We start from the raw sequence: 22792 nt of genomic DNA on the forward strand, positions 1-22792 counted from the left end.
ATCCGGCTCGGATCCTGCACCCATGTCCCGCCAGCGCGCGGCGGTACCCACCGCCTCGGTGGGTACCGCGGCTGCGGCTTACTCGCCGCCGGGGTTGAGCGTCACCTCGATGGGCTCGAAGCCCTCACCCATGGTGTCGACACCCTCGTCGGCCAGCTCCGCGAGCGCGGCGTCCACGTACTCGTTCGAGTACGCGGTCTCCGGCGGGTCGGCCGTGATGATGGTCGCACCCTCGGGGTTGACCGTCTCGAGGGCGAGGCCCACGGTCTGCTCCCACTGGTCCTCGTTGATGTGGCCCACGCCCGAGGTCGACGGGAAGATCAGCTTGTTGACCTCGTTGGCCATCCACAGCTGGTGCGAGGTGCCCAGGGTCGAGCCGGCCGCGGTGACGATATCGGCCGCCGCCTGCGGGTCGTCCTTGGCGAACACGCAGCCCTTGATGGTGCCCTTGATGAACGCCGTGGTGGTCTCCGCGTAGGCCTCGTCGGACGCGAGACGCTCGGAGTCCGCCCAGATGGCGTCCTGGAGCATCGCAGTGCCCTCGTCGTTCCAGTCGATGACCACCAGGTCGTCGGCCGTGTAGAGCTCGCCGGTCTCCGGGTTCTCGGTCTCGAGGACCTGCGCGTACTCGTTGTACGTCATGGCCTGCGCCGCGTCGATGTCGCCCGCGATGAAGGCGTTCATGTCGAAGGCCTGCTGGACGGTCGAGCCGCCGTCGAGGTCCCCGAGCGTGACGCCGCTGGCCTGCATGCCTGCGATGAGCTCCCACTCGTTGCCGTAGCCCCACGAGCCGACGGACTTGCCCGCGAGGTCCGCCGCCGACTCGATGCCCGAGTCAGCGAACGCGACCTGCATGGTGCCCGAGCGCTCGAAGATCTGCGCCACGTTGGTGACGGCCGCGCCCTGCTCGATCGCACCGAGCACCTTGGGCACCCAGGAGATCGCGAAGTCCGCGCCGCCCGACGTCAGCACGTCGATCGGGACGATGTCGACCGCACCGGGCAGGATCTCGACCTCGAGGCCCTCCTCCTCGTAGAAGCCCTGGTCGGCGGCCGCGTAGTAGCACGCGAACTGCGCCTGCGTGAGCCACTGCAGCTGAACCGAGACCGGCGTGAGCTCCGCAGGAGCCTCCGTGGCGGTGTCCGAGCCCGAGTCCGAGCCGGACGCCGCCGGCTCAGCGCTGTCCGAGGAGCAGCCGGCGAGCGTCAGCGCGCCGAGCGCCGCCCCCGTCAGCACGGTCGCGCCGCGACCGCGTCGTGCGATGAATCCCATCTGAGTTCCCTTCCCCATGCTTTCCTTCACCAGGTGATCGACCGCCCCGCGGCGGACGCTTATGACCCTCCACGACGGCGCGCGGACCAGGCCTCGATGCCTGCCGTCACGCCGTAGAACAGCGCGCCGAGCAGCACCGCACCGAGGACGTACGCCCACGCCCCGGTGTAGTTGCTGCCCGCCGCGGAGGAGGTGATCGCGATGCCGAGCCCCTTCGTCGGACCTCCGAAGTACTCGGCGATGAGCGCGGAGATGACGGCGAGGGACGAGCCGATCTTGAGACCGTTGAGGACGTACGGGACGGCTCCCGGGATGAGCAGGACGCGGTTGGCCTGCTCGGCGGTCGCCGCGTACGCCCTCATGAGGTCGCGGTGCACGGGCTCCACCTGACGGAGCCCGTTGAGGGTGTTGAGGTACATGGGGACGAAGACGGCGACGGCGGCCACGAGCTGGCGGCCCGTCTCGGCGGCCGCGCCGAACATCGCGTAGAACACCGGCGCGAGCGCGACGATGGGGACCACCGCGAGCGCCGCGACCAGCGGCACCAGCATGCGGTCGAGGAAGCGCAGCGCGTTGGCGAACAGCGCGAGCGCCATCCCGGCGACGGCCCCGAGCGCGAGGCCGATGAGCGCGTTCAGCCCCGTCGCGAGGCTCGCGTCGAGGATCGAGGAGAAGGAGGTGGTGAACGCCTCGGCGATGCCCGCCGGCGACGGCACCAGGAACGGCTTGATCTCGAAGGCGACCACCCACGCCTGCCACAGCGCGAGCACCACCACCGCGAGCGCGACGGGCGCGAGCACGGTGCGGGCGGTGGCGGCGGTCCTCATCGGTTCTCGACCCCCCGCGGGCCGGCGCCGGCCTCGGCGCCGTGGAGCATCGTGCGCACCGCGGTGACGCCCTCGTAGAAGGCCGCGTCCTCGCGGAGGTCCTCGTCGCGCGCGGCGAAGGAGAGGTCGACGATGCCGGTGATCCGGCCGGGGCGCGGGGACATCACGACGACGCGGTCGGAGAGGAACACGGCCTCAGGGATCGAGTGCGTGACGAAGACGACGGCGGCGCCGGTCTCCTCGCACAGGGCCACCAGCTCGTTCTGCATGTGCTCGCGCGTCATCTCGTCGAGCGCACCGAAGGGCTCGTCCATGAGCAGCAGCCGCGGCCTCTCGGCCATCGCCCGCGCGATCGCGACGCGCTGCTTCATGCCGCCGGAGAGCTGGTCGGGGTGGTGGTCCGCGAAGTCCTCGAGGCCGATGAGCGCGAGCAGCTCGTCCGAGCGCTCCTTGCGCCCCCGCGCGTCGACGCCGTGGATCTCGAGCGGCAGCTCGATGTTCGCGCGGACGGTGCGCCACGGCAGGAGGCCTGCCTGCTGGAACGCGATGCCGTAGTCCTGGTCCTTGCGCGCCTGCTCCGGGCTCTTGCCGAACACCTCGATCTCGCCTCCGGAGACGCCGTCGAGGTCCGCGATGAGGCGCATGAGGGTGCTCTTGCCGCAGCCCGACGGGCCGATGAGCGAGACGAACTCGCCGGGGGCGACGTCGAGGCTCACGTCTGACAGCGCGTGGACCTCGCCTCCCTTGCGGGTGCGGAAGACCTTGTCGACGGCCTTCACGCTGACGGCGACGGGGGTGCCGGTCATGCCGGGGCCTCTCCTCTCCTGAAGCGACCGAGGCCGAGACCGATGAGCGACACCAGGCCCGCGGACACGAGCCCGATGAGCATGGCGCCGAAGATCGGGGCCCAGGTCTTGGCGGGGTCGCCGCTCGCGGTGGCGGCGAACTCGATGATCATGCGGCCGACGCCGCCGCCCAGGCCGATGCTGACCTCGGCGACGATGGTGCCGACCACGGCGTTCGCAGCGGCGAGCCGCAGCGCGGGCAGCAGGTACGGCACGGCGGACGGCAGCCGCAGGCGGACGATGCCGGTCCACCAGCCCGCGGCGTAGGCGCGGAAGAGGTCCACGTCGGCGGCGTGCGGCGACTTGAGCCCGCGCAGCGCGCTCACGGCGACCGGGAAGAACGCGAGGTAGGACGCGATGACCGCGACCGACATCCAGTTCTCCCACTCGAAGGATCCGATGTGGATCGCGGTGCCCCAGCGCTTCACCAGCGGGGCGATCGCGATGAGCGGCACCGTCTGGCTCAGCACCACCCACGGCAGCACCGCGCTCTCGGCGGTGAGCCAGCGCTGCATCAGCAGCGCGAGGACCATGCCCGAGACCACGCCGATGAGCCAGCCGAGCGCCGCGATCCCGAGCGAGAACGCCGCGGCCTGCAGCACGGCCCACCACAGCACGTCGGCGCCCGCGGCCCGGGTCACCGGGTCGAAGAGGCGCGCGACCATGTCCCAGATGTGGGGCATCGCGATGTCGGTGGTGCGGGGCAGCACGGTGAGCTCGCCGATGACGATGCCGTCGGCGGGTGCGAGCGCCTTGTAGCCCTCCCACAGCGCCATCGCGGCGAGCACGCCGGCGAGCCCCCAGAGGACTCCCCTGATCCTGTCGCCGCGCATCGTCCCCCTCAGACCTTCGCCGTGATGGGGTCGGTGAGCGCGGGGATGACGGCCTCGCCGTAGACGCGGAGGGTCTCCTCCTTGTTGTCGTGCTGGAGGTAGCCCGCGAACTGCGTCATGCCCGCCTCGCGGAGCTGCTCGAGCTTCGCGATGTGGTCCTCGGCGGTGCCGAGCACGCAGAAGCGGTCGACGATCTCGTCGGGCACGAACTCGGTGTGCGAGTTCCCCGCGCGCCCGTGCTCGTTGTAGTCGTAGCCCTCGCGGCCCTTGATGTAGTCGGACAGCGCGGTCGGGATCGCGCCCGAGTCGCCGTAGCGGCCCACGATGTCCGCGACGTGGTTGCCGACCATCCCGCCGAACCAGCGGCACTGCTCGCGCATGTGCTCCCAGTCGTCGCCGATGTACATGGGCGCCGAGACGCAGAAGGTGAGGCTCTCGGGGTCGCGGCCGACGTTCTCCGCGGCCTTCTTCACCTCGGCGATCATCCAGCGCGCGATGTCGACGTCCGCGAGCTGGAGGATGAAGCCGTCGCCCACCTCGCCCGCGGCCTTGAGCGCGAGCGGCCCGTAGGCGGCGACCCACACCTCGAGCGACGAGGTCCGCGCCCACGGGAACTGCAGCATCGCGCCCTTGTACTCGACGGGCCGGCAGTTCGCGAGCTCGCGGATCACGTGCACGGACTCGCGCATCTCGCGCACCGTGACGGGCTTGCCGTTGGTGACGCGCACCGCGGAGTCGCCGCGGCCCATGCCGCACACCGTGCGGTTGCCGTACATCTCGTTGAGCGTCGCGAACACCGATGCGGTCACGGTCCAGTCGCGCGTCGCCGGGTTGGTGACGAAGGGACCGACCTTGATGCGGTCGGTCTGCGCGAGGATCGCGCTGTAGATGACGTACGGCTCCTGCCACAGCAGGTGCGAGTCGAAGGTCCACGCGTAGCCGAACCCGTGCTCCTCGGCCAGCTTGGCGAGCGCGATGGTGCGCTGAGCGGGCGGGTTGGTCTGAAGAACGACCCCGAAGTCCATGTCGAGCCTCCTCAGATCAGGTACTGCGACAGGCCGCGCTTGAGGAACTGCCCATGGCCCTTGACGCCGTGGAACGTGTCGTCCTCCACGAGCACGCGGCCGCGGGAGATGACCGTGTCGACCTTGCCGTCGATCTCGTAGCCCTCCCAGGCGGAGTGGTCCATGTTCATGTGGTGCTTCCCGTCGATGCCGATCGACGTGTGGCCGTTCGGGTCGTAGACGACGATGTCGGCGTCTGCTCCGGGCTGGATCACGCCCTTCTTGCCGTACATGCCGAACATGCGCGCGGGCGTGGTCGAGGTGAGCTCGACCCAGCGCTCGAGGGTGATCTGGCCGGTCACGACGCCCTGGTACATGAGGTCCATGCGGTGCTCGACGGAGCCGATGCCGTTGGGGATCTTGCGGAAGTCGCCCAGGCCGAGCTCCTTCTGGTCCTTCATGCAGAAGGGGCAGTGGTCCGTGGAGACCATCTGGAGGTCATTGGTGCGCAGCGCCTGCCACATGTGGTCCTGGTGCCCCTCGGCGCGCGAGCGCACCGGGGTCGAGCACACGTACTTGGCACCCTCGAACTCGCCCCACTCCTCGCTGGTCGCGCCGAGCTGCTCCTCGAGCGACATGTAGAGGTACTGCGGGCAGGTCTCGCCGAAGACGTTCTTGCCGTTGTCACGCGCCGTCGCGAGCTGCGCGACGGCCTGCTTGGCGGAGACGTGCACCACGTAGAGCGGGGCGCCGGTGATGTCGGAGAGCATGATCGCGCGGTGCGTCGCCTCCTCCTCGGCCTGCCAGACGCGGGCGACACCGTGGTAGTACGGCGAGGTCTTGCCCTGCTTCACCAGCTGCTCGGCGATCACGTCGATGACGGGGCCGTTCTCCGCGTGCATCATCGTGAGCAGGCCGTTGTCCGCCGCGACCTGCATGGCCTTGAGGATCTGCGCGTCGTCGGCGTAGAAGACGCCGGGGTACGCCATGAACATCTTGTAGCTGGTGATGCCCTCGTCGATGAGCCACGGCAGCGCGGCCAGCGAGTCGTCGTCCACGCCGCCGACGATCTGGTGGAAGCCGTAGTCGACGTGGCAGTTGCCGGCGGCGAGCTCGTGCCAGGCCGCGAGGCCGTCCTGCACCTTGGCGCCGTAGGTCTGTACGGCGAAGTCGACGATCGACGTGGTGCCGCCCCAGGCGGCCGCCGCGGTGCCGGTCTCGAACGTGTCGGAGGCCGCCGTGCCGCCGAAGGGCAGCTGCATGTGCGTGTGGGCGTCGATGCCGCCGGGGATGACGTACTTGCCGGTGGCGTCGATGACGCGGTCGACCGTGCTCGGCAGGTCGTGGCCCAGCGAGGTCGAGCCGGGCTGGAGCACCGCGACGATGGTCTCGCCGTCGACGAGCACGTCCGCGAGCACCCGCCCCGTGGCCGAGACGACGGTGCCGCCCTTGATCAGCGTGGTGGTCATGATGCTGCCTCCCTTACGGCGCCGTGATCTCGTCGTACGTGTCGGGGCGACGGTCGCGGTAGAACTGCCAGTCGTCGCGCATCTCCTGGACCAGGCCCAGGTCGAGGTCGCGGATGAGGATCTCCTCGACCTCTCCCGAGCCGAGCTCGCCCACGTAGTTGCCGCGCGGGTCGACGATCTGCGAGGTGCCGTAGAAGTTCACGGCCTCGTCGCCGTACTCGTTGTCCTCGAGCCCCACGCGGTTGGGGGCGAGCACGAAGTAACCGTTGGCGACGGCGGCGGCGGGCTGCTCGATCTCCCACAGGCGGTTGCTCAGCCCCGGCTTGGTCGCGTTGGGGTTGAAGGCGAGGTGGGCGCCGTTGAGGCCCAGCTCGCGCCACGCCTCGGGGAAGTGGCGGTCGTAGCAGATGATGACGCCGACCTTGCCGACCGCGGTGTCGAACACCGGGTAGCCCATGTTGCCGGGACGGAAGTAGAACTTCTCCCAGAACTTCTCGACGTGCGGGATGTGGTTCTTGCGGTACTTGCCCACGATGGTGCCGTCCGCATCCACGACCACGGCGGTGTTGTAGTAGACGCCGGTCTGCTCCTCCTCGTAGATGGGGAGGACCATCACCATGGACAGCTCCTTCGCGAGCGCGGCGAAGCGCTGGACGATGGGCCCGTCGGCCGGCTCGGCGAAGCGGTAGTACTTCTTGTCCTGGGTGATGCCGAAGTAGGGGCCGTAGAACAGCTCCTGGAAGCAGATGACCTGCGCGCCCTGCGCCGCCGCGGTCCTCGCGAACTGCTCGTGCTTGTCGAGCATCGACTCCTTGTCGCCCGTCCACGTGGTCTGCGTGATGGCCGCTCTGATCACCGTCATGTCGTCTCCTCGAGGTCTTCCCCGTCCGATGCAGTGACTGTTACTGTCGCGATTGAACATTTCCCTTGGGTTACCTGCAGTAACAGGTGCATTAACGCTCGGGAGAAGTCGGGACAAAGGAGGGCGAGTGGAGCTGATCGAGCGTCTGGCGGGCCAGATCGAGGAGCCGAGCCCGCAGGGGATCGCCTCCGCACTGTCCATGCTCATCCGCACGGGAGAGGTCGCCCCGCGCACGCGCCTGCCCACCGTGAGGGACGTCGCGAAGCGGCTCGAGGTGAGCCCCGGGACCGTGAGCGCGGCCTGGCACGGGCTCGTCGATGCGGGCCTCATCGAGGCCCGCGGACGCGCGGGCTCGTACGTGCTCGAGCCGCCGACGCCGTGGCTCACGCCCCGCTCGGGCCACCTGGCCGAGGTCGCCGCCGCCACCCCGCCGGGCGTCGAGCGGCTCGAGCTCGCGCTGGGCATCCCCGATCCGCTGCTGCTGCCCGACATCACCGCGGCCCTCGAGCGCGTCGCGCCGGCCCGCGCCGCCGTCGCGTCGTACCTCCAGCCGCCGCTGCTGCCCGAGCTCGAGGCGCCGCTGCGGGCACTGTGGCCCGCGCCGGTGCAGGCGCTCACCGTGATCGACGGGGTCATGGACGGCATCGAGCGTGCCCTCCGCTCGGTCGCGCGCTTCGGCGACCGCATCATCGTCGAGACCCCGACGTTCCCGATGCTGCTCGACCTGCTCGACCACCTCCATCTCATGGCCGTGCCCGCGCGCATGGACGCGCACGGCATGGTGCCCGCGAGCCTCGAGGCCGCGCTCGCCTCGCGGCCCGCCGCCGTGATCCTGCAGCCGCGCGCGCAGAACCCCACCGGCGTCTCCATGACCGCCGCGCGGGCCGACGAGCTCGCGGCGGTGCTCGGACGCCACCGCTACGGCCGCGACGCCGTCATCATCGAGGACGACCACACCGGGCTGGTCTCCGCGGCGCAGCCCGTGAGCCTCGGCGCGTGGCTCCCGCAGCGCACCCTGCGCGTCGCGGGCTTCTCCAAGTCGCACGGCCCCGACCTGCGCATCGCCGCCCTGGGCGGGCCCGCGAGCGCGATCGAACGCATCGTCGGCTACCGCGTCCTGGGACCCGGCTGGACCTCCCGGCTGCTCCAGGCGATCCTCCACGACCTGCTCACCAGCCGCGCGTCCGTGCACGCCGTCGACCGCGCCCGCCACGCGTACTTCATCCGCCAGCGCGAGCTCGCGGCGTGCCTCACCGGCGCCGGCGTCGACGTCCCGCTCGCGGACGGGCTCAACGCGTGGGTGCCCGTCGCGGACGAGCATGCCGCTCGCATCACGCTCGCCGCGCACGGGATCAACGTGAGCCGCGGCAGCACGTTCGTGGTGCCCGCCGCGGTCGACGCCGACACCCGCGGACCGCATACCGGTGACCACATCCGGGTGAGCGTGGGCGGGCTGCGCGAGTCCATCCCGACGGTCGCGGCCGCGATCGCCGCCGCGGCATCCGGGCGCGAAACATCGGGGTAACCGCCGGTGACTAGCCTGCATCCACGCCCCGGGGCGCCGTCCCCGACGGCCGCCGGCGCGCCGGACCGCACGTCTCGCCGGCCCCTGCCTCCGGAGGTTCCATGACCGCGCTCGCCGCCAAGGCCGCCGTCCTCGCGAGCGTGCTCGGGCTCGCCGCGTGCGCGCAGTCCGACACGCTCCCGCTCCCGACCCCGGCGCCTACCGTCTCCACGGTCGCGGTCGACAACTGCGGGTTCCTGGTCGAGACCGCCGGCACACCCGAGCGCATCGTCACCGTGAAGTCGACCACTACCGAGCTGCTCATCGAGCTCGGGCTGACCGACCGCATCGTCGGCGCGGCCTTCCTCGACGGCCCCCTCGAGCCGCCGTACACGCCGCTCGACTCCGATGTCCCGGCGCTCTCCGACTTCCTGCCCGGCCAGGAGGCGACGCTCGCCCTCGAGCCCGACGCCGTGGTCGCGGGCTGGGAGTCCAACTTCGCGGCGGACGGGGTCGGGGAGCGCGAGGACCTGGTCGCGCGCGGGATCCTCACCTACGTCGCGCCGTCGGCCTGCAAGGAGCCCGGCTACCAGCCCGATCCGATGACCTTCGACCTGCTGTGGCAGCAGATCGAGGAGGCGGGAGAGGTGTTCGGCGCGACCGAGGCCGCCGCGGAGCTGGTCGCGCGTCTGCAGGAGGACCTCGCGGACGTCGAGGCCGACGAGCGCGGGCTCACCGCGCTCTGGTACAGCTCCGGCACGGACTCGCCGTACGTAGGAGCGGGCATCGGCGCGCCGCAGATGATGATGGACGCCGCGGGCCTCGCCAACGTGTTCGCCGACGTGCACGACACGTGGAGCGCCGTGACCTGGGAGGCCGTGGTCGAGGCGGACCCGGACGTGATCGTGCTGGTCGACGCCTCGTGGAACACCGCCGAGGACAAGATCACGATGCTCGAGGACAACCCCGCCACCGCCGCGCTCAGCGCGGTTCGCGACGGCGCCTACCTCGTCGTGCCCTTCGCCGGCGGCGAGGCCGGGGTGCGCAACGTCGAGACCGTCGCGTCGCTCGTCGCGCAGCTCGAGACGGCGGTGCCGGAACCGTCATGACCGCCGGCCCGGACCGACGCGCCCGCGTCCTCACCGCCGTGCTCGCGGGGGTGCTGGTCGCGTCGCTCGCGGTCGCGGTCACCATCGGCGTGGCCGGGCTCAGCGTCGGGGAGGTCTGGCGGATCCTCGGGAGCCACCTCACGGGGAGCGCGACGGCCGGCACCGAGGACGCGATCGTGTGGTCGATCCGCGCGCCGCGGGTCCTCACGGCGGCGCTGGTGGGCGCGGGGCTCGCCGCGTCCGGTGTGGTGATGCAGGGGCTCACCCGCAACCCGCTCGCGGACCCGTACCTGCTGGGGCTGTCCTCGGGCGCGTCGCTCGGGGCGGTCGGCGTGCTGCTGCTCGGGATCGGGTCCGCTCTCGCGCTGTCCTTCGCGCTGCCGCTCGCGGCCTTCCTGGGGGCGCTCCTCGCGCTCGGCGCGGCGCTCGGGATCGCGCGCCTCGCGGGGAGCCTCAGCCCGACCATCGTGGTGCTCGCCGGCATCGCGGTGTCCCAGCTGCTCGCGGCCTGCACGTCCCTGGTCATCGTCGTCACCGCGAAGGGCGACGCGTACCGGCAGGTGCTGTCGTGGCTGCTCGGCTCGCTCGCGGGGTCGACATGGACCACGGTCGCGATCGCCGCGATCGCCCTCGCGCTCGTGTACCCGTTGCTGCGTCTCCACGCGGCCCCGCTCGACGCCCTCGCGCTGGGCGACGCCGCCGCGGAGGCGCTCGGGATCTCGACGCGCGGGATCCGGCTCACGCTCTTCGTCGCGGTGGCGCTCCTCACGGGAGCGATGGTGTCGACCAGCGGCGCGATCGGCTTCGTGGGACTCATCATCCCGCACCTGGTCCGCGGGCTCGTGGGTGGCCTGCACCGGCACGTGCTGCCCGCCGCCGCGATCGGCGGCGCGCTGTTCCTGCTGTGGGCTGACACGCTCGCCCGCACCGTGCTCGACCCGCGCGAGATCCCGGTCGGCATCGTCACCGCGCTGGTCGGCGTGCCGGTCTTCGTGGTGGTGCTGCGCCATGCGAGGGGGACCGCATGGAGGTGAGGGTCGAGGCGCTGAGCGTGGCGCGCGGGCACCGCGAGGTGCTCTCCGACGTCTCGTTCGCGGCGGCGCCCGGGGAGATCGTGGGCCTGCTGGGCCCCAACGGCGCGGGCAAGACCACGCTGCTCGGCGCGATCGCGGGGATGCTCGCGCCCGCCTCGGGCCGCGTGCTGCTCGACGGCGACGATGCGCACCGGCTGCCGCGGCGCGAGGCCGCCCGCCGGGTCGCCCTCATGGAGCAGCAGCCCGACCGGGACATCCCGCTGCGCGCCGCGGACATCGTCGCGCTGGGCCTGCTGCCGCACCGCGGCCGCTTCGACCGGGGCGGCTCCCCGCGCGACGCCGCGCTCGCCCGCGAGGCCCTCGCGACGGTGGGCGCGGAGGAGCTGGCCGAGCGTCCATGGACCGAGCTCTCCGGCGGCGAGCGGCAGCGCGTCTCGCTCGCTCGTGCGCTCGCGCAGCGTCCGCGCCTGCTGCTGCTCGACGAGCCCACCAACCACCTCGACGTGCGCGCCCAGCTCGACACGCTGCGCTTCGTCGCGGACCTCGGGATCACCGCGATCGCGGCGCTGCACGACCTCGACCACGCCGCGCGGCTGTGCACCCGCATCGTCCTGCTCGACCGCGGCCGCGTGGCCGCGCAAGGCGCGCCCGCCGAGGTGCTCACCCCCGAGGTGATCGCCTCCGTCTACGGCGTGCGCGCGACCGTGCTCACCCACCCCGAGGACGGCCGCCCCGTGATCGCGCTCGACAGCGCGATCGACACACCCGGCGCGATCGACACCACCGTCCCGCCGAAGGAGGCACCATGACCGTCCCGCTGCGCATCGTCGCCCTGTCCGGGGGCGTGGGAGGCGCGCGCTTCCTGCGCGGGCTGCTCGCGTGGGGCGAGGCCTCCGGCACGGCGCTCGAGGTCACCGTGATCGCGAACACCGGCGACGACATGCGTCTCCACGGCCTCCAGATCTGCCCCGACATGGACACGGTGATGTACACGCTCGGCGGCGCGATCCACGAGGACCAGGGCTGGGGACGCGCCGACGAGCGCTTCACCGTCGCCGAGGAGCTACGCCCCTACGGCGTCGGCTGGGAGTGGTTCACGCTCGGCGACCGCGACATCGCGACGCACCTCGCGCGGACCTCGCTGCTCGCGTCCGGGCTGCCGCTGTCCGCGGCGACCGCGCGGCTGTGCGCGCGCTGGGACCTCCCCGTGGCGCTGCTGCCCATGAGCGACCAGCCCGTCGAGACCCACGTCGAGCTCGCCTCGGGCGAGACGGTGCACTTCGAGGAGTGGTGGGTGCGCACGCGCGCCGCCGAGCCCGCCCGGCGCTTCGTGCAGGTCGGCGTGGACGATGCGACCCCGGCGCCCGGCGTCCTCGAGGCGATCGGGGCGGCCGACGCGATCCTGCTGCCGCCCTCGAACCCCGTGGTGTCCGTCGGGACCATCCTGGGCGTGCCGGGCATCGCCGACGCGCTCCGTGCGACCCCTGCCCGCCTCGTGGGCGTCTCGCCGATCATCGGCGGCGCGGCCGTGCGCGGGATGGCGGAGACATGCCTCGCGACGCTCGGGGTCCCCGCGACGGCCGCCGGGGTCGCGCTCGACTACCGCGCGCGCTTCGGGCTGCTCGACGGCTGGCTCGTCGACGATGCCGACGCCGCCGCGGTGCCGGAGGTCCAGGCGGCGGGCATCGACGCGCTCGCCCGGCCGCTGTGGATGTCCGATCTCGGCGCGACCGCGGCGATCGCGGGCGCCGCCGTGGAGCTGGCGCTCACACGGAGCTGACGGCGGACATGACTCCCAGCGCGGCGGCGGTGTGCGGGCCCACGCCCAGGGTCAGCGCCCGCTCGACGTCGGCCTCCGTGTCGACGTCGGCGCGCACACGGATCGAGGCGTCGAGGTCCGCGCAGCCCGCGCGCAGGTGGCGCTTGAGCGACGACGGGCCGAAGCTCGCCGGGAGGCGTCCCACCGACGCGGTGAGGACGGTGCTGCCCTCGCCCTCGGCGTCGCCCACCACGCCGCGCGAGTGGAGCGCGGCCTCCTCGAGCACCTCGCCGAGGTCCTCGGGACGCAGCGACGGCAGGTCGCCGAGCACCACCGCGACCGGACCGGTCACCAGCGCCGCAGCGTGCGCGACCGCACGGTTGAGTCCCGTCCCGGCGGGCTGACGGATCACCTGCACCTCCGAGGCGGAGCGTCCGAGGTGCTCGGGGCCGAGGTCGGAGACGCCCGGCACCACGAGCACGCGGTCGACCCCCGGCGCGGCGACCACCGACGCGAGGGTGTCCGCGCCGAACGCGATCGCGAGCGCCGCGCGGGGCGCGCCGCGCACGGTGTCGGGCAGGCGCGACTTCGCGCGGGCTCCGCCCTTGACGGGCACGATGACGGTCCAGCCGGTCATCGCCTGGTCTCCCGCGCATCGTCCGCGAGCAGGTCGGCCATGCGCATGCCCGCGGCGTGGCCCTCCTCGAAGGCCTCGTCCGAGCCGAGCCGGAACATGTCGCTCTCCGCGCAGCGCACCAGCGAGGCCACGCCGGGACCGGGCTCGTCGAGCAGGACGTCGAGCCCGCGGACCACGGCGACGGGCGTGCCGCCGACCTTGCTCTTCACCAGGTCGGCTGCGGACGCGATCTCATCGACCAGCGCCGTGACCGACACGGTGAGCTCCCGGCCATGCGCGTCGACGTCCCCGCGGTGGTCGTCGACCGCCTTGACGTACGCGGCGCCGATCGCGAGGTCCGTCTGCGCGCTGCGCCACGGGCGCCCGAAGGTGTCCGTCACCACCACGCCGAGCCGCACCCCGGTCCGCTCGCGGAGCCCGCGCGCGAGCGCCGCGGCCGAGGCGTCGGGGTCGACGGGGAGGAGCAGCACGTGCCCCTCGGGGACGTTCGAGGCGTCGACCCCGGCCGCCGCCATGACGAACCCGTGCCGCGTCTCGACGATGCGCGTGACCCCGCCGTCGGCGCGCGGGCGGCTCGCGACCACCCGTCGCGCCTCCTCGGTGATCGCCTGCTCGCGGTTCTCCGCCGCGACCAGCCGTCCCTCGGCCTTGGAGACGATCTTGCTGGCGACCACGAGGACGTCGCCGTCGACCAGGACGTCGCCGGAGCGCTCGAGCGCCTCGGAGATCAGCGCGACCAGGTCGTCGCCCGGGCCCACCTCGCCGATCCCGTCGACGGCCCACACGCTCATCCCGCGCATCGTCCGCTACCTCGCCAGCGCCGGGAGGACGTCGCGCGAGAAGACGTCGATCCACTCGCGCTGGTTGCGTCCCACGTTGTGGAGGTAGATGCGGTCGAAGCCGAGGTCGACGAAGCGCTGGATGTAGGCCCGGTGCACGTCGGGGTCCTCGCTGATGACCATGCGGCCCTCGAAGTCCTCGGCGCGGACCAGCTTCGCCATCTGCGCGAGCTCGTGGGGCGAGCGGATGTCGCCCTTGGGGAACTTCATGCCGCCGTTGGGCCACTCGGTGAGGGCGTTCTCGAGGGCCTCCTCGTACGTGGGCGCCCAGGACATGTGGAGCTGCAGCACCTTCGGGGCCTTCTCGGGGTCGCGGCCGGACTCCCGCATGCCGGCGTCGAAGCGCGCGAACAGCCCCTCGATCTTCTCGAGCGGGGCGCCCACGGTGATGAGGCCGTCGGCGACGGCGCCCGCCTTCTTCGCGGTGATGGGGCCGGCCGTCGCGATGAGGATCTCGGGCGGCACCTCGGGCATGGTCCAAAGCCGTGTCGACTCGAGCTTGTAGTAGCGCCCGCTGTGCTTGACGTCCTTCTTGTCGCCGGCCGCGAAGAGCTTGCGGATGATCTCGATGGCCTCGAACATGCGGTCGATGCGCTCGGGTACCTCGGGCCAGTACTGCCCGACGATGTGCTCGTTGAGCGCCTCCCCGCTGCCCAGGCCCAGCCAGTGGCGGCCCGGGTACATCGCGGCGAGCGTCGCGGACGCCTGCGCGACCATCGCGGGGTGCCAGCGGAAGGTCGGCGCGGTCACGCCGGGGCCCATGTCGCCCGTGGTGCGCTCGCCGAGGGCGGTGAGCACGTTCCACACGAAGGCCGACTGGCCCTGCTGGGGCACCCACGGCTGGAAGTGGTCGGCGGCCATGACGCCGCTGAAACCCTTCGACTCCGCGTACGCGCTGAGCTCGACCGCCTCCATGGGCGCGAACTGCTCGAGCATCGCCGCGTAGCCCACCGTCAAGTCGCCCACTGCTTCCTCCTCGCTCCGGGTGCGCAGATGTTATTCACATGAACATTTCGCAGGCGTAACGCGCGCACCGTCCCGCTCCCCGGGTCCGTCCCTGTCCACGGAGCACGATCGGTGCGAAGCCCGCGGACGGGGTATGCCGCACGATCCTCCGGATCTACTCTGACCCATGTGAACGAGGTCTTCGAGCTGGATCATCCCGTCTGGTACGCGCTGAACGGCCCGCAGCGGCGGCTCGCGGTGACGCAGGGCCGCGCCGCGCGGCTGCCGACCACCATCGGCCCGTTCGCCGCGGTCCCGCCCGACGCGACAGCCCAGGACTGGGCGGATCTCGCCGAGATCGCGGGCACGGACACGCTCGTGCTGTTCGGCGCACCCCGCGAGGTGCCGCCGGAGTGGGCCGAGGTTGAAACTTTCGCGGTCGCGCAGATGGCGGCCCCGGAGGACTTCGGACGGCTCCACGACGGGATCGAGCGGCTCGCGGCGGACGATGCGCAGGCCATGCTCGACATCGTGACCGAGACCGAGCCCGGACCCTTCGCGACCGAGACGTACCGCACCGGCGCGTACTACGGGATCCGGGAGGGCGAGCGGCTGGTCGCGCTCGCCGGGGAGCGCCTGGTCACGCCGTCCTGGACGGAGATCAGCGCGGTCTGCACGCGCGACAGCCACCGGGGCCGCGGGCTCGCGACGCGGCTCATGGAGGTGGTCGCGCACGGCATCCGCGAGGCCGGGAGGCAGCCGTTCCTCCACACCGGCGCCGGGAACGCCGCCGCGATCCGCCTCTACGAGCACCTGGGCTTCACGCACCGCACCCGCGACAACGTGGTGCAGCTGGTTCAGGCGCCCGGAGTGGAGGCCACGCCGCTGTCGCTTCACTGACGCGCGCCCCGCGATTGCCAATGACAAGAGTGACAGGTGTGGCAGGGGCGAACCGCACCCCGGCGGGTCAGCAGTCGCAGACGATGCGGTTGCCGGCCACGGGCAGCGGCGACGTGAGCGGATCCACGGGGTAGGTCCCGTCCTCGACGGACTCGTTCCCGGCATCGTCCCGCACGACCTTGTCCACCGGGAAGCCCTCGCGCGCCCAGTACTCGAAGCCGCCGATCATCTCCTTCACCTCGTAGCCGAGCTCGGAGATGATGAGCCCCGCGCGGGTCGCGCCGTTGCAGCCGGGGCCCCAGCAGTAAACGATGAAGCGGGTGCCGGGCGCGAACTCCGCGGGGATGCGGGCGGGCATGTCGGGCTTGGGCAGGTGGATCGCGCCGCGCGCGTGACCCTGATCCCAGGCCTCACGGTTGCGGGTGTCGATGAGGACCACGCCCGGCTCGCCTGCCTCGAGCGCGGCGTGCGCGTCCGAGACGTCGGTCTCGAAGGCCAGGCGGCCCGCGAAGTGCGCGCGGGCGGCGGCGAGGTGGGCGGCGAGCTCCGGGGTGGTCTCCATGAGGCGAGACTAGGGACGAGGCGCGGTGCCAGTCGAGAGCACCGCGGCACCGCGCTGCGCGGGCGTGCTGTCGGTGCCGCTGCCTAGTCTCGATCCATGGACTCCTCACCCACGGCCCGCGCGATCGTCGCGCGCTTCTGGGAGCTGATGCGCAGCAACGACTTCGCCTCCGTCGGCGAGGTGCTGAGCCCCGACTTCGTCTGCATATGGCCGCAGTCGCGCGAGCTGATCCGCGGATCCCGCGCCTTCGGACAGGTGAATACGGAGTATCCCGCGCATGGCCCATGGACCTTCACCGTCCAGTCCGTCGTCGCGGACGAGTCGCACGTCGCGACCGACACCCTCGTGAGCGACGGCACGGTCACGGCGCGCGCCCTCAGCCGCTTCACAGTCCGCGACGGGCTCATCACCGAGCTGCGGGAGTACTGGCCCGAGGACTACGACGCCCCGAGCGCCCGCGCGCACCTCGTGGAGCCGTGGCCCGGAGATCAAGGACGATGACCGGGCGGCGGCCGCGCGACCCACGCGTCCCACCTGCCACATCCTCCATGGGGAATCGGCGAGTCTGAGAAGTTGAGCAGAGTTCGCTCAACTTTGCCCGCGCCGACTTGACACCCCCAGGCCGCCGACATAAGTTGAGTCTCAGTCGCTCAAGTCCCGAGCGAGAGAGATCACGCGGCGAACGCCGCGACTGGAGGAAGAACAGACATGGCACGTGCAGTAGGCATCGACCTCGGCACCACCAACTCCGTGGTGTCGGTCCTCGAGGGTGGCGAGCCCACCGTCATCGCGAACGCCGAGGGCGCTCGCACCACCCCGTCGGTGGTCGCGTTCTCGAAGACCGGCGAGGTCCTCGTCGGCGAGATCGCGAAGCGCCAGGCCGTCACCAACGTCGACCGCACCATCGCGTCGGTCAAGCGTCACATGGGCACGGACTGGACCACGGAGATCGACGACAAGAAGTACACGCCGCAGGAGATCTCGGCCCGCATCCTGGGCAAGCTCAAGCGCGACGCCGAGGAGTACCTGGGCGAGAAGGTGACCGACGCCGTCATCACCGTCCCCGCCTACTTCAACGACCACGAGCGCCAGGCCACCAAGGAGGCCGGCGAGATCTCGGGCCTCAACGTCCTGCGCATCGTCAACGAGCCCACCGCCGCGGCCCTCGCGTACGGCCTCGACAAGGGCAAGGAGGACGAGCACATCCTCGTCTTCGACCTCGGTGGCGGCACGTTCGACGTGTCCCTCCTCGAGGTGGGCAAGGACGAGGACGACTTCTCGACCATCCAGGTGAAGGCCACCGCGGGCGACAACCGCCTCGGCGGCGACGACTGGGACCAGCGCATCGTCGACCACCTGGTCAAGGAGGTCAAGAACACCGAGGGCGTGGACCTCGCCAAGGACAAGTCCGCGCTCCAGCGCCTCCGCGAGGCCGCCGAGCAGGCGAAGAAGGAGCTGAGCTCCGCGCAGCAGACCCAGATCTCGCTGCAGTACCTCTCGATCGGCGAGAACGGCCCCGTGCACCTCGACACGCGCCTCACCCGCGCGCAGTTCCAGCAGATGACGCAGGACCTGCTCGAGCGCACCAAGGCGCCGTTCCACCAGGTCATCAAGGACGCCGGCATCAAGCTGAGCGAGATCGACCACGTGCTGCTGGTCGGCGGCTCGACCCGCATGCCCGCGGTGTCCGAGGTCGTCAAGGAGCTCACCGGCGGCAAGGAGCCCAACAAGGGCGTCAACCCGGACGAGGTCGTCGCCGTGGGCGCGACGCTCCAGGCGGGCGTCATCAAGGGCGAGCGCAAGGATGTCCTGCTCATCGACGTCACGCCGCTGAGCCTCGGCATCGAGACCAAGGGCGGCGTCATGACCACCCTGATCGAGCGCAACACCGCGATCCCGACCAAGTCCTCCGAGGTCTTCTCGACCGCCGAGGACAACCAGCCCTCCGTGCTGATCCAGGTCTACCAGGGCGAGCGCCAGTTCGCCCGTGACAACAAGATGCTCGGCACCTTCGAGCTGGGCGGCATCGCGCCGGCCCCGCGCGGCGTGCCGCAGATCGAGGTCACCTTCGACATCGACGCGAACGGCATCGTCCACGTCCACGCGAAGGACCGCGGCACCGGCAAGGAGCAGTCCATCACCGTGTCCGGCGGCTCGGCCCTCTCCAAGGAGGACATCGACCGCATGGTCAAGGACGCCGAGGAGCACGCGGAGGAGGACAAGAAGCGCCGCGAGGCCGCGGAGATCCGCAACAACGCCGAGACCTTCGCGTACTCGACCGAGAAGATCCTGTCCGAGAACGAGGACAAGGTCCCCGCCGAGGTCGCCGACGAGGTCAAGACCGCGATCGCCGACGTCAAGACGGCGCTCGAGGGCGAGGACACCGACGAGGTCAAGGCGAAGCACGACGTGCTCGTCGAGAAGGCGCAGAAGATCGGCGAGGCCGTCTACGCGGCCCAGCAGGCCGAGGGCGTCAACGTCGACGAGGACTCCGCGGCGCAGACCGCCGGCGGGGCCCCGCAGGACGACGACATCGTCGACGCGGAGATCGTCGACGACGAGGACGAGCAGAAGTAACGGCACGACGGCGGGTGTGCGGCGCGGGAACTCCGCACCGCCGCCCGCCGTCTCCCCTGTGGAGGCAGACATGACCGAGAACCCCAACGGCACCCCCGAGCCCCAGGACGATGCGGAGGCTCAGGCCGAGCGCATCGTGAACGAGGCCGCCGCCACCTTCCTCGACGAGGACAAGGACGGCGTCGACGACCTCGCCGCCGACGAGGCCGGTGCGGACGACGCGCTCAACGCGGCCTACACGAAGGCCGCCGAGCACCTCGCGGACCTGCAGCGCCTCCAGGCGGAGTACCAGAACTACCGCAAGCGCGTCGACCGCGACCGCGAGCTCATCGGCGTCAACGCCACCGCGAAGGCGGTCGAGGCGCTCATCCCGACGCTCGACGACATCGCCGCGGCGCGCGAGCACGGCGACCTCGAGGACGGCCCGTTCGCCGCGATCGCAGCGAAGCTCGAGGGCGCCCTCGGCGGCCTCGGGTGGACGTCCTACGGCGCCGCCGGCGACGTCTTCGACCCGCAGCTGCACGAGGCGCTCATGTCGCAGCCCAGCTCCGAGGTCTCCGAGCCCACCGTTCAGCACGTCGCCCAGCCGGGCCACCGCATGGGCGAGAAGGTCCTCCGCCCGGCGCGCGTCATCGTCGCGCAGCCCGAGTAGGACGGAGGGAGGCGCCATGGCCAGCCAGGACTGGTTCAACAAGGACTTCTACGCGACGCTCGGCGTCTCCAAGGACGCGAGCGGCGAGGACATCAAGAAGGCGTACCGCAAGCTCGCGCGCGACCTTCACCCCGACCGCAACCCGGGTGACGCCGCCGCGGAGCAGCGCTTCAAGGACGTGGGCGAGGCCTACGCCGTGCTCTCCTCGGGCGAGGACCGCAAGCAGTACGACGCGATCCGCGCCATGGGCGGCGGCGCGCGCTTCCAGGCCGGCGGACCCGGCGGCGGCGCGGGCGGCTTCGAGGACATCCTCGGCGGGATGTTCGGCGGCGGCGCGGGCGGCGGCACCCGATTCCAGACGTCGGGCGGCGGGGGCGGCGGCTTCGAGGACATCCTCAACGGGATGTTCGGGGGCGGCGGCTTCCAGCGGGGCCCGCAGAAGGGCGGCGATCTGGCCGCCGCCGTCGAGGTGTCCTTCCGCCAGGCCGCGGAGGGCGCCACCGTCGCGCTGTCGACCACCAACGGTCGGGTCTCCACCCGTCTCCCGGTCGGCGTGCGCGACGGCCAGCGGATCAAGGTCGCGGGCAAGGGCCGCCCCGGCACCAACGGCGGCGCTCCCGGCGACCTCCTGCTCACCGTGCACGTGCAGAAGCACCCGGTGTTCACCGCGGACGGGCTCAACCTCAAGGTCCGCGTCCCGGTGCGCTTCGACGAGGCCGCGCTGGGCGCGCACGTCGAGGTGCCCACGCTCACGGGCGACCGCGTCAAGGTCAAGGTGCCCGGCGGCACCCAGTCCGGCACCACGCTGCGCGTCAAGGGCAGGGGCCTGAGCTCGCGCAAGGGCACGGGCGACCTGCTCGTCACCATCGAGGTCCAGGTGCCCCAGAAGCTTTCCCGCGATGCGAAGAAGGCGCTCGAGGCGCTCGTCGACGCCCTCCCCCAGGAGGACCCGCGCGCGACGCTCTACAAGGACTCCTCGCGGTAGGGGTCCCACCAGGGACGATGCACGCCCGCTAGCGTGGGCCGGAAGGAGGTGGACCATGGAGCAGCCCGATGTGGACGAGCCCGTGTTCCTCATCTCCGCCGCCGCGGAGCTCGCGGGCATGCACGCGCAGACCCTGCGCCAGTACGACCGGCTCGGCCTCGTGGTGCCTCGCCGCCGGCCCGGCGGCGGGCGCCGCTACTCGCTGCGCGACGTCGCCACGCTCCGCGAAGTCCAACGCATGAGCCAGGAGGAGGGCATCAACCTCGCCGGCATCAAGCGCATCCTGCACCTCGCTCACGAGGTGCAGCGCCTGGAGCGCGAGGTCGAGCGCCTGCGCCCGCGGGCCGACACCGGCTCGCGCGTGTTCACCACGGGCCCCACGGGCAACGTGGTCATCGTCGAGCGCGGGCGCCGCGGTCGACGCGACGAGGGCCGCGCGGTCGTCGTCTGGACCGCGCAGGCCGACTGAGCGACGCTCGCGCGTCGCGTCTGATCAGGCGGCGACGGCCGCGGCGGCGATCTGCGAATCGATCAGCGCGCCGAGATCCAGCGACGGACCCGCGGCGATCTCCGAGGTCGCGTGGGTGCGGCGCAGCTGCTCGATGCACACGTGGCCGTGGACGCAGGACCACATCGCCATCGCGGTCTGGTGCCACGCGGCCGGGTCGGAGTCCGCGCTGTCGAGGACCGAGGCCACGCGCGCGCGGTGCGCGTAGAACGTCTCCCACAGGCGCTCGACGGTGCTGTCCGACGGCTCGTAGCCGGCGATCGAGGGGGCGAACATCGTCTGGAACTGCGTGGGCGACGCGAGGCCCCAGTCGCGGTACGCCTCGGCGACCGCCACCAGACCGTCGCGGCCCGCCTCGGCACGCTCCCAGGCACGCGCGAGCTGACGCCCGAGGTCGTCGAGTCCGCTGTCGACGATCGCGTCGATGAGGCCCGACTTGCCCGAGAAGTGGGTGTAGACGCCCATGGTCGAGCAGCCGGCGGCCTTCGCGACGGCACGCACGGTGAGCGCGCCCGCGCCCTTCTCGGACACGATGCTGAGAGCGCTCTCAAGGAGGCGCGTGCGGAGGTCCGAGACAGGGTTATCGATCATGCGTAAATGATAGGTGAACCGCGTACATTCCGGGACCCCCCTCGGGTTCCGGAATGTACGCGGGCCGGTGGGATGTGGGACTTCCCACATCGCCTCATCGGCCCCCCCCACATGGGGCCGGTACCGCCCTCAGCTCGGTACCGGCCCCATGCCGCCCCTCAGCGTTGCAGGGAGTCCAACAGGTCCACGGCGTAGTCGTGGACGTCCGGGAGCGACTCGATCCACACGCGCGGGGGCTGCCTCATGAGGTTGCCCACGCGCATCTGAGTCGCGCGCCGGGAGATTCGATCGCGGAGATCGGCGACGCCGCGGCCCATCTCAGGACCGCGCTCGACGAGCACCGCGTAGAGCCCGTCGCCCAGGCGTGCCATCGGGTGGCCCTTGCCGTAGGCGTCACGGAGCGACTGCCCGATCGCGGCGTTGCGCGCCATGCGCTGCCACGGGTCGGTGTTGGCGGCCGCGACGTCCACGAGCACCAGCGCGTGGCCCTCGCTCACGGCGCCGCCTGCACGCTCCGCCGTGCCGTAGAGCTCGGCGAGACGCGCGACCAGGTACTCGTGGGTCCCCAGGCCCGACTCCGGGTCGTTCATCGCGGGGCCCACGCGCTGCGCGGCATCGCCCTCGGTCCAGCCCTCGCACAGCGAGCGGATGGAACGGATGGGCGCCGCCTCGTAGCCCGCGGAGCGGAACAGCACGGCCATGTCGTCGATCGCCTCGGTGATGCCGACGCCGGACTCGGCGCGGGCAAACCCCAGGCGGTACGCGGCGGGCGCGGTGTCGAGCCTGCCCTCGAGCGCCTCGGCGAGCGCCTCGGCGGCAGGGGTGAACCAGTCGCCGGGCCGGCGCCACACCGTGCCCAGGCTCGCGGCCTCCCAGCGGCGCAGCAGCGCGAACTCCGGCGCCGCGTCTGGGATGTTCACCTCGCTCGTCATGACATGTGAGAGGGGGTTGACCCACGGCTATGACGCGATTTCTTGAGAAACTTTCCGGACATACGTGAGAAGTGGGTGTGACATACCCCTCACCTGCCTTGTCCCCCGGGGAACGTAACGGAAGAATGCGGGTACTCAACCGGCTT

At 71.7% G+C, this 22792-nt stretch carries 24 protein-coding genes; 11 read left to right on the top strand and 13 right to left on the bottom strand.

What is annotated here, in order from left to right:
• Positions 1 to 78: 78 nt before the first annotated feature.
• Genes TR42_RS04265 through TR42_RS04295 form a run of 7 tightly spaced genes read right to left on the bottom strand, consistent with a single transcriptional unit; the run spans position 79 to position 7112 of the window.
• The gene (locus TR42_RS04265; protein WP_042213343.1) at positions 79 to 1272 is read right to left on the bottom strand and encodes an ABC transporter substrate-binding protein; all 1194 of its coding nucleotides are present in this window, start codon (positions 1270 to 1272) and stop codon (positions 79 to 81) included.
• 59 nt (positions 1273 to 1331) lie between these two features.
• Positions 1332 to 2099, bottom strand: coding sequence for an ABC transporter permease (locus tag TR42_RS04270; RefSeq protein ID WP_042213344.1), 768 nt, complete (start codon positions 2097 to 2099; stop codon positions 1332 to 1334).
• Complete coding sequence (locus TR42_RS04275) at positions 2096 to 2905, bottom strand: ABC transporter ATP-binding protein (RefSeq protein WP_042213346.1); 810 nt, start codon at positions 2903 to 2905, stop codon at positions 2096 to 2098. The genes TR42_RS04270 and TR42_RS04275 overlap by 4 nt, the downstream gene beginning before the upstream one ends.
• A complete protein-coding gene (locus tag TR42_RS04280) occupies positions 2902 to 3777 on the bottom strand; it encodes an ABC transporter permease (protein WP_042213348.1) in 876 nt (291 codons plus the stop codon). Before TR42_RS04280 ends, TR42_RS04275 begins: the two co-directional genes overlap by 4 nt.
• Before the next feature lie 8 nt (positions 3778 to 3785).
• Complete coding sequence (locus tag TR42_RS04285) at positions 3786 to 4802, bottom strand: TIGR03842 family LLM class F420-dependent oxidoreductase (protein WP_042213350.1); 1017 nt, start codon at positions 4800 to 4802, stop codon at positions 3786 to 3788.
• Between the two features lie 11 nt (positions 4803 to 4813).
• Positions 4814 to 6250, bottom strand: a complete 1437-nt coding sequence (gene hydA, locus TR42_RS04290; RefSeq protein ID WP_042213352.1) for a dihydropyrimidinase — start codon at positions 6248 to 6250, stop codon at positions 4814 to 4816.
• A 13-nt stretch (positions 6251 to 6263) separates the two neighbouring features.
• Positions 6264 to 7112 (bottom strand): nitrilase-related carbon-nitrogen hydrolase, encoded by an 849-nt coding sequence (locus TR42_RS04295; protein WP_042213353.1) that lies wholly within the window; start codon positions 7110 to 7112, stop codon positions 6264 to 6266.
• Positions 7113 to 7239: 127 nt separating this feature from the next.
• Between TR42_RS04295 and TR42_RS04300 the strand changes: the two genes are divergently transcribed.
• The 5 genes from TR42_RS04300 (at position 7240) to cofD (ending at position 12539) form a co-directional block, all read left to right on the top strand.
• Positions 7240 to 8637, top strand: a complete 1398-nt coding sequence (locus TR42_RS04300) for an aminotransferase class I/II-fold pyridoxal phosphate-dependent enzyme (RefSeq protein ID WP_052405573.1) — start codon at positions 7240 to 7242, stop codon at positions 8635 to 8637.
• A 101-nt stretch (positions 8638 to 8738) separates the two neighbouring features.
• A complete protein-coding gene (locus TR42_RS04305) occupies positions 8739 to 9725 on the top strand; it encodes a putative F420-0 ABC transporter substrate-binding protein (RefSeq protein WP_042213355.1) in 987 nt (328 codons plus the stop codon).
• Positions 9722 to 10759 carry an iron chelate uptake ABC transporter family permease subunit gene (locus TR42_RS04310; protein ID WP_042213356.1) on the top strand — a complete coding sequence of 346 codons (1038 nt, stop codon included), beginning with the start codon at positions 9722 to 9724 and terminating at the stop codon, positions 10757 to 10759. The genes TR42_RS04305 and TR42_RS04310 overlap by 4 nt, the downstream gene beginning before the upstream one ends.
• On the top strand, positions 10750 to 11568 hold the full coding sequence (locus TR42_RS04315) for an ABC transporter ATP-binding protein (protein ID WP_042213359.1): 819 nt from the start codon (positions 10750 to 10752) through the stop codon (positions 11566 to 11568). The genes TR42_RS04310 and TR42_RS04315 overlap by 10 nt, the downstream gene beginning before the upstream one ends.
• Positions 11565 to 12539 carry a 2-phospho-L-lactate transferase gene (gene cofD, locus TR42_RS04320; RefSeq protein ID WP_236623342.1) on the top strand — a complete coding sequence of 325 codons (975 nt, stop codon included), beginning with the start codon at positions 11565 to 11567 and terminating at the stop codon, positions 12537 to 12539. The genes TR42_RS04315 and cofD overlap by 4 nt, the downstream gene beginning before the upstream one ends.
• Here the strand turns inward: cofD and cofC are convergent.
• The 3 genes from cofC to TR42_RS04335 are packed head-to-tail and all read right to left on the bottom strand — an operon-like array spanning position 12526 to position 14930.
• The gene (gene cofC, locus TR42_RS04325; protein ID WP_042213360.1) at positions 12526 to 13155 is read right to left on the bottom strand and encodes a 2-phospho-L-lactate guanylyltransferase; all 630 of its coding nucleotides are present in this window, start codon (positions 13153 to 13155) and stop codon (positions 12526 to 12528) included. The genes cofD and cofC overlap by 14 nt on opposite strands.
• Positions 13152 to 13946, bottom strand: coding sequence for a coenzyme F420-0:L-glutamate ligase (locus tag TR42_RS04330; RefSeq protein ID WP_052405574.1), 795 nt, complete (start codon positions 13944 to 13946; stop codon positions 13152 to 13154). The genes cofC and TR42_RS04330 overlap by 4 nt, the downstream gene beginning before the upstream one ends.
• A 15-nt stretch (positions 13947 to 13961) precedes the next feature.
• A complete protein-coding gene (locus TR42_RS04335) occupies positions 13962 to 14930 on the bottom strand; it encodes a TIGR03557 family F420-dependent LLM class oxidoreductase (RefSeq protein WP_042213483.1) in 969 nt (322 codons plus the stop codon).
• Positions 14931 to 15128: 198 nt separating this feature from the next.
• On the opposite strand from TR42_RS04335, the gene TR42_RS04340 reads away from it, so the two are divergent.
• On the top strand, positions 15129 to 15839 hold the full coding sequence (locus TR42_RS04340) for a GNAT family N-acetyltransferase (protein ID WP_201770771.1): 711 nt from the start codon (positions 15129 to 15131) through the stop codon (positions 15837 to 15839).
• A gap of 67 nt (positions 15840 to 15906) precedes the next feature.
• Here the strand turns inward: TR42_RS04340 and TR42_RS04345 are convergent, their stop codons facing one another.
• Positions 15907 to 16401 carry a rhodanese-like domain-containing protein gene (locus TR42_RS04345; RefSeq protein ID WP_042213364.1) on the bottom strand — a complete coding sequence of 165 codons (495 nt, stop codon included), beginning with the start codon at positions 16399 to 16401 and terminating at the stop codon, positions 15907 to 15909.
• 96 nt (positions 16402 to 16497) lie between these two features.
• On the opposite strand from TR42_RS04345, the gene TR42_RS04350 reads away from it, so the two are divergent.
• The 5 genes from TR42_RS04350 (at position 16498) to TR42_RS04370 (ending at position 21084) form a co-directional block, all read left to right on the top strand.
• Positions 16498 to 16902: a nuclear transport factor 2 family protein gene (locus TR42_RS04350; protein WP_042213365.1), complete on the top strand. Its 405-nt coding sequence runs from the start codon at positions 16498 to 16500 to the stop codon at positions 16900 to 16902.
• 207 nt (positions 16903 to 17109) lie between these two features.
• A complete protein-coding gene (dnaK, locus tag TR42_RS04355) occupies positions 17110 to 18978 on the top strand; it encodes a molecular chaperone DnaK (RefSeq protein ID WP_042213367.1) in 1869 nt (622 codons plus the stop codon).
• Between the two features lie 70 nt (positions 18979 to 19048).
• Positions 19049 to 19630 carry a nucleotide exchange factor GrpE gene (locus tag TR42_RS04360; RefSeq protein ID WP_042213369.1) on the top strand — a complete coding sequence of 194 codons (582 nt, stop codon included), beginning with the start codon at positions 19049 to 19051 and terminating at the stop codon, positions 19628 to 19630.
• 16 nt (positions 19631 to 19646) lie between these two features.
• Positions 19647 to 20615, top strand: coding sequence for a DnaJ C-terminal domain-containing protein (locus tag TR42_RS04365; RefSeq protein ID WP_042213370.1), 969 nt, complete (start codon positions 19647 to 19649; stop codon positions 20613 to 20615).
• A gap of 55 nt (positions 20616 to 20670) precedes the next feature.
• Complete coding sequence (locus TR42_RS04370) at positions 20671 to 21084, top strand: heat shock protein transcriptional repressor HspR (protein WP_042213372.1); 414 nt, start codon at positions 20671 to 20673, stop codon at positions 21082 to 21084.
• Positions 21085 to 21108: 24 nt separating this feature from the next.
• Here the strand turns inward: TR42_RS04370 and TR42_RS14105 are convergent, their stop codons facing one another.
• Positions 21109 to 21714: a TetR/AcrR family transcriptional regulator gene (locus tag TR42_RS14105; protein ID WP_052405575.1), complete on the bottom strand. Its 606-nt coding sequence runs from the start codon at positions 21712 to 21714 to the stop codon at positions 21109 to 21111.
• A gap of 158 nt (positions 21715 to 21872) precedes the next feature.
• On the bottom strand, positions 21873 to 22634 hold the full coding sequence (locus tag TR42_RS04380; RefSeq protein ID WP_143058900.1) for a hypothetical protein: 762 nt from the start codon (positions 22632 to 22634) through the stop codon (positions 21873 to 21875).
• Positions 22635 to 22792: the final 158 nt, after the last annotated feature.

This window comes from Demequina mangrovi, assembly GCF_000759715.1.
Taxonomy (GTDB): Bacteria; Actinomycetota; Actinomycetes; order Actinomycetales; family Demequinaceae; genus Demequina; species Demequina mangrovi.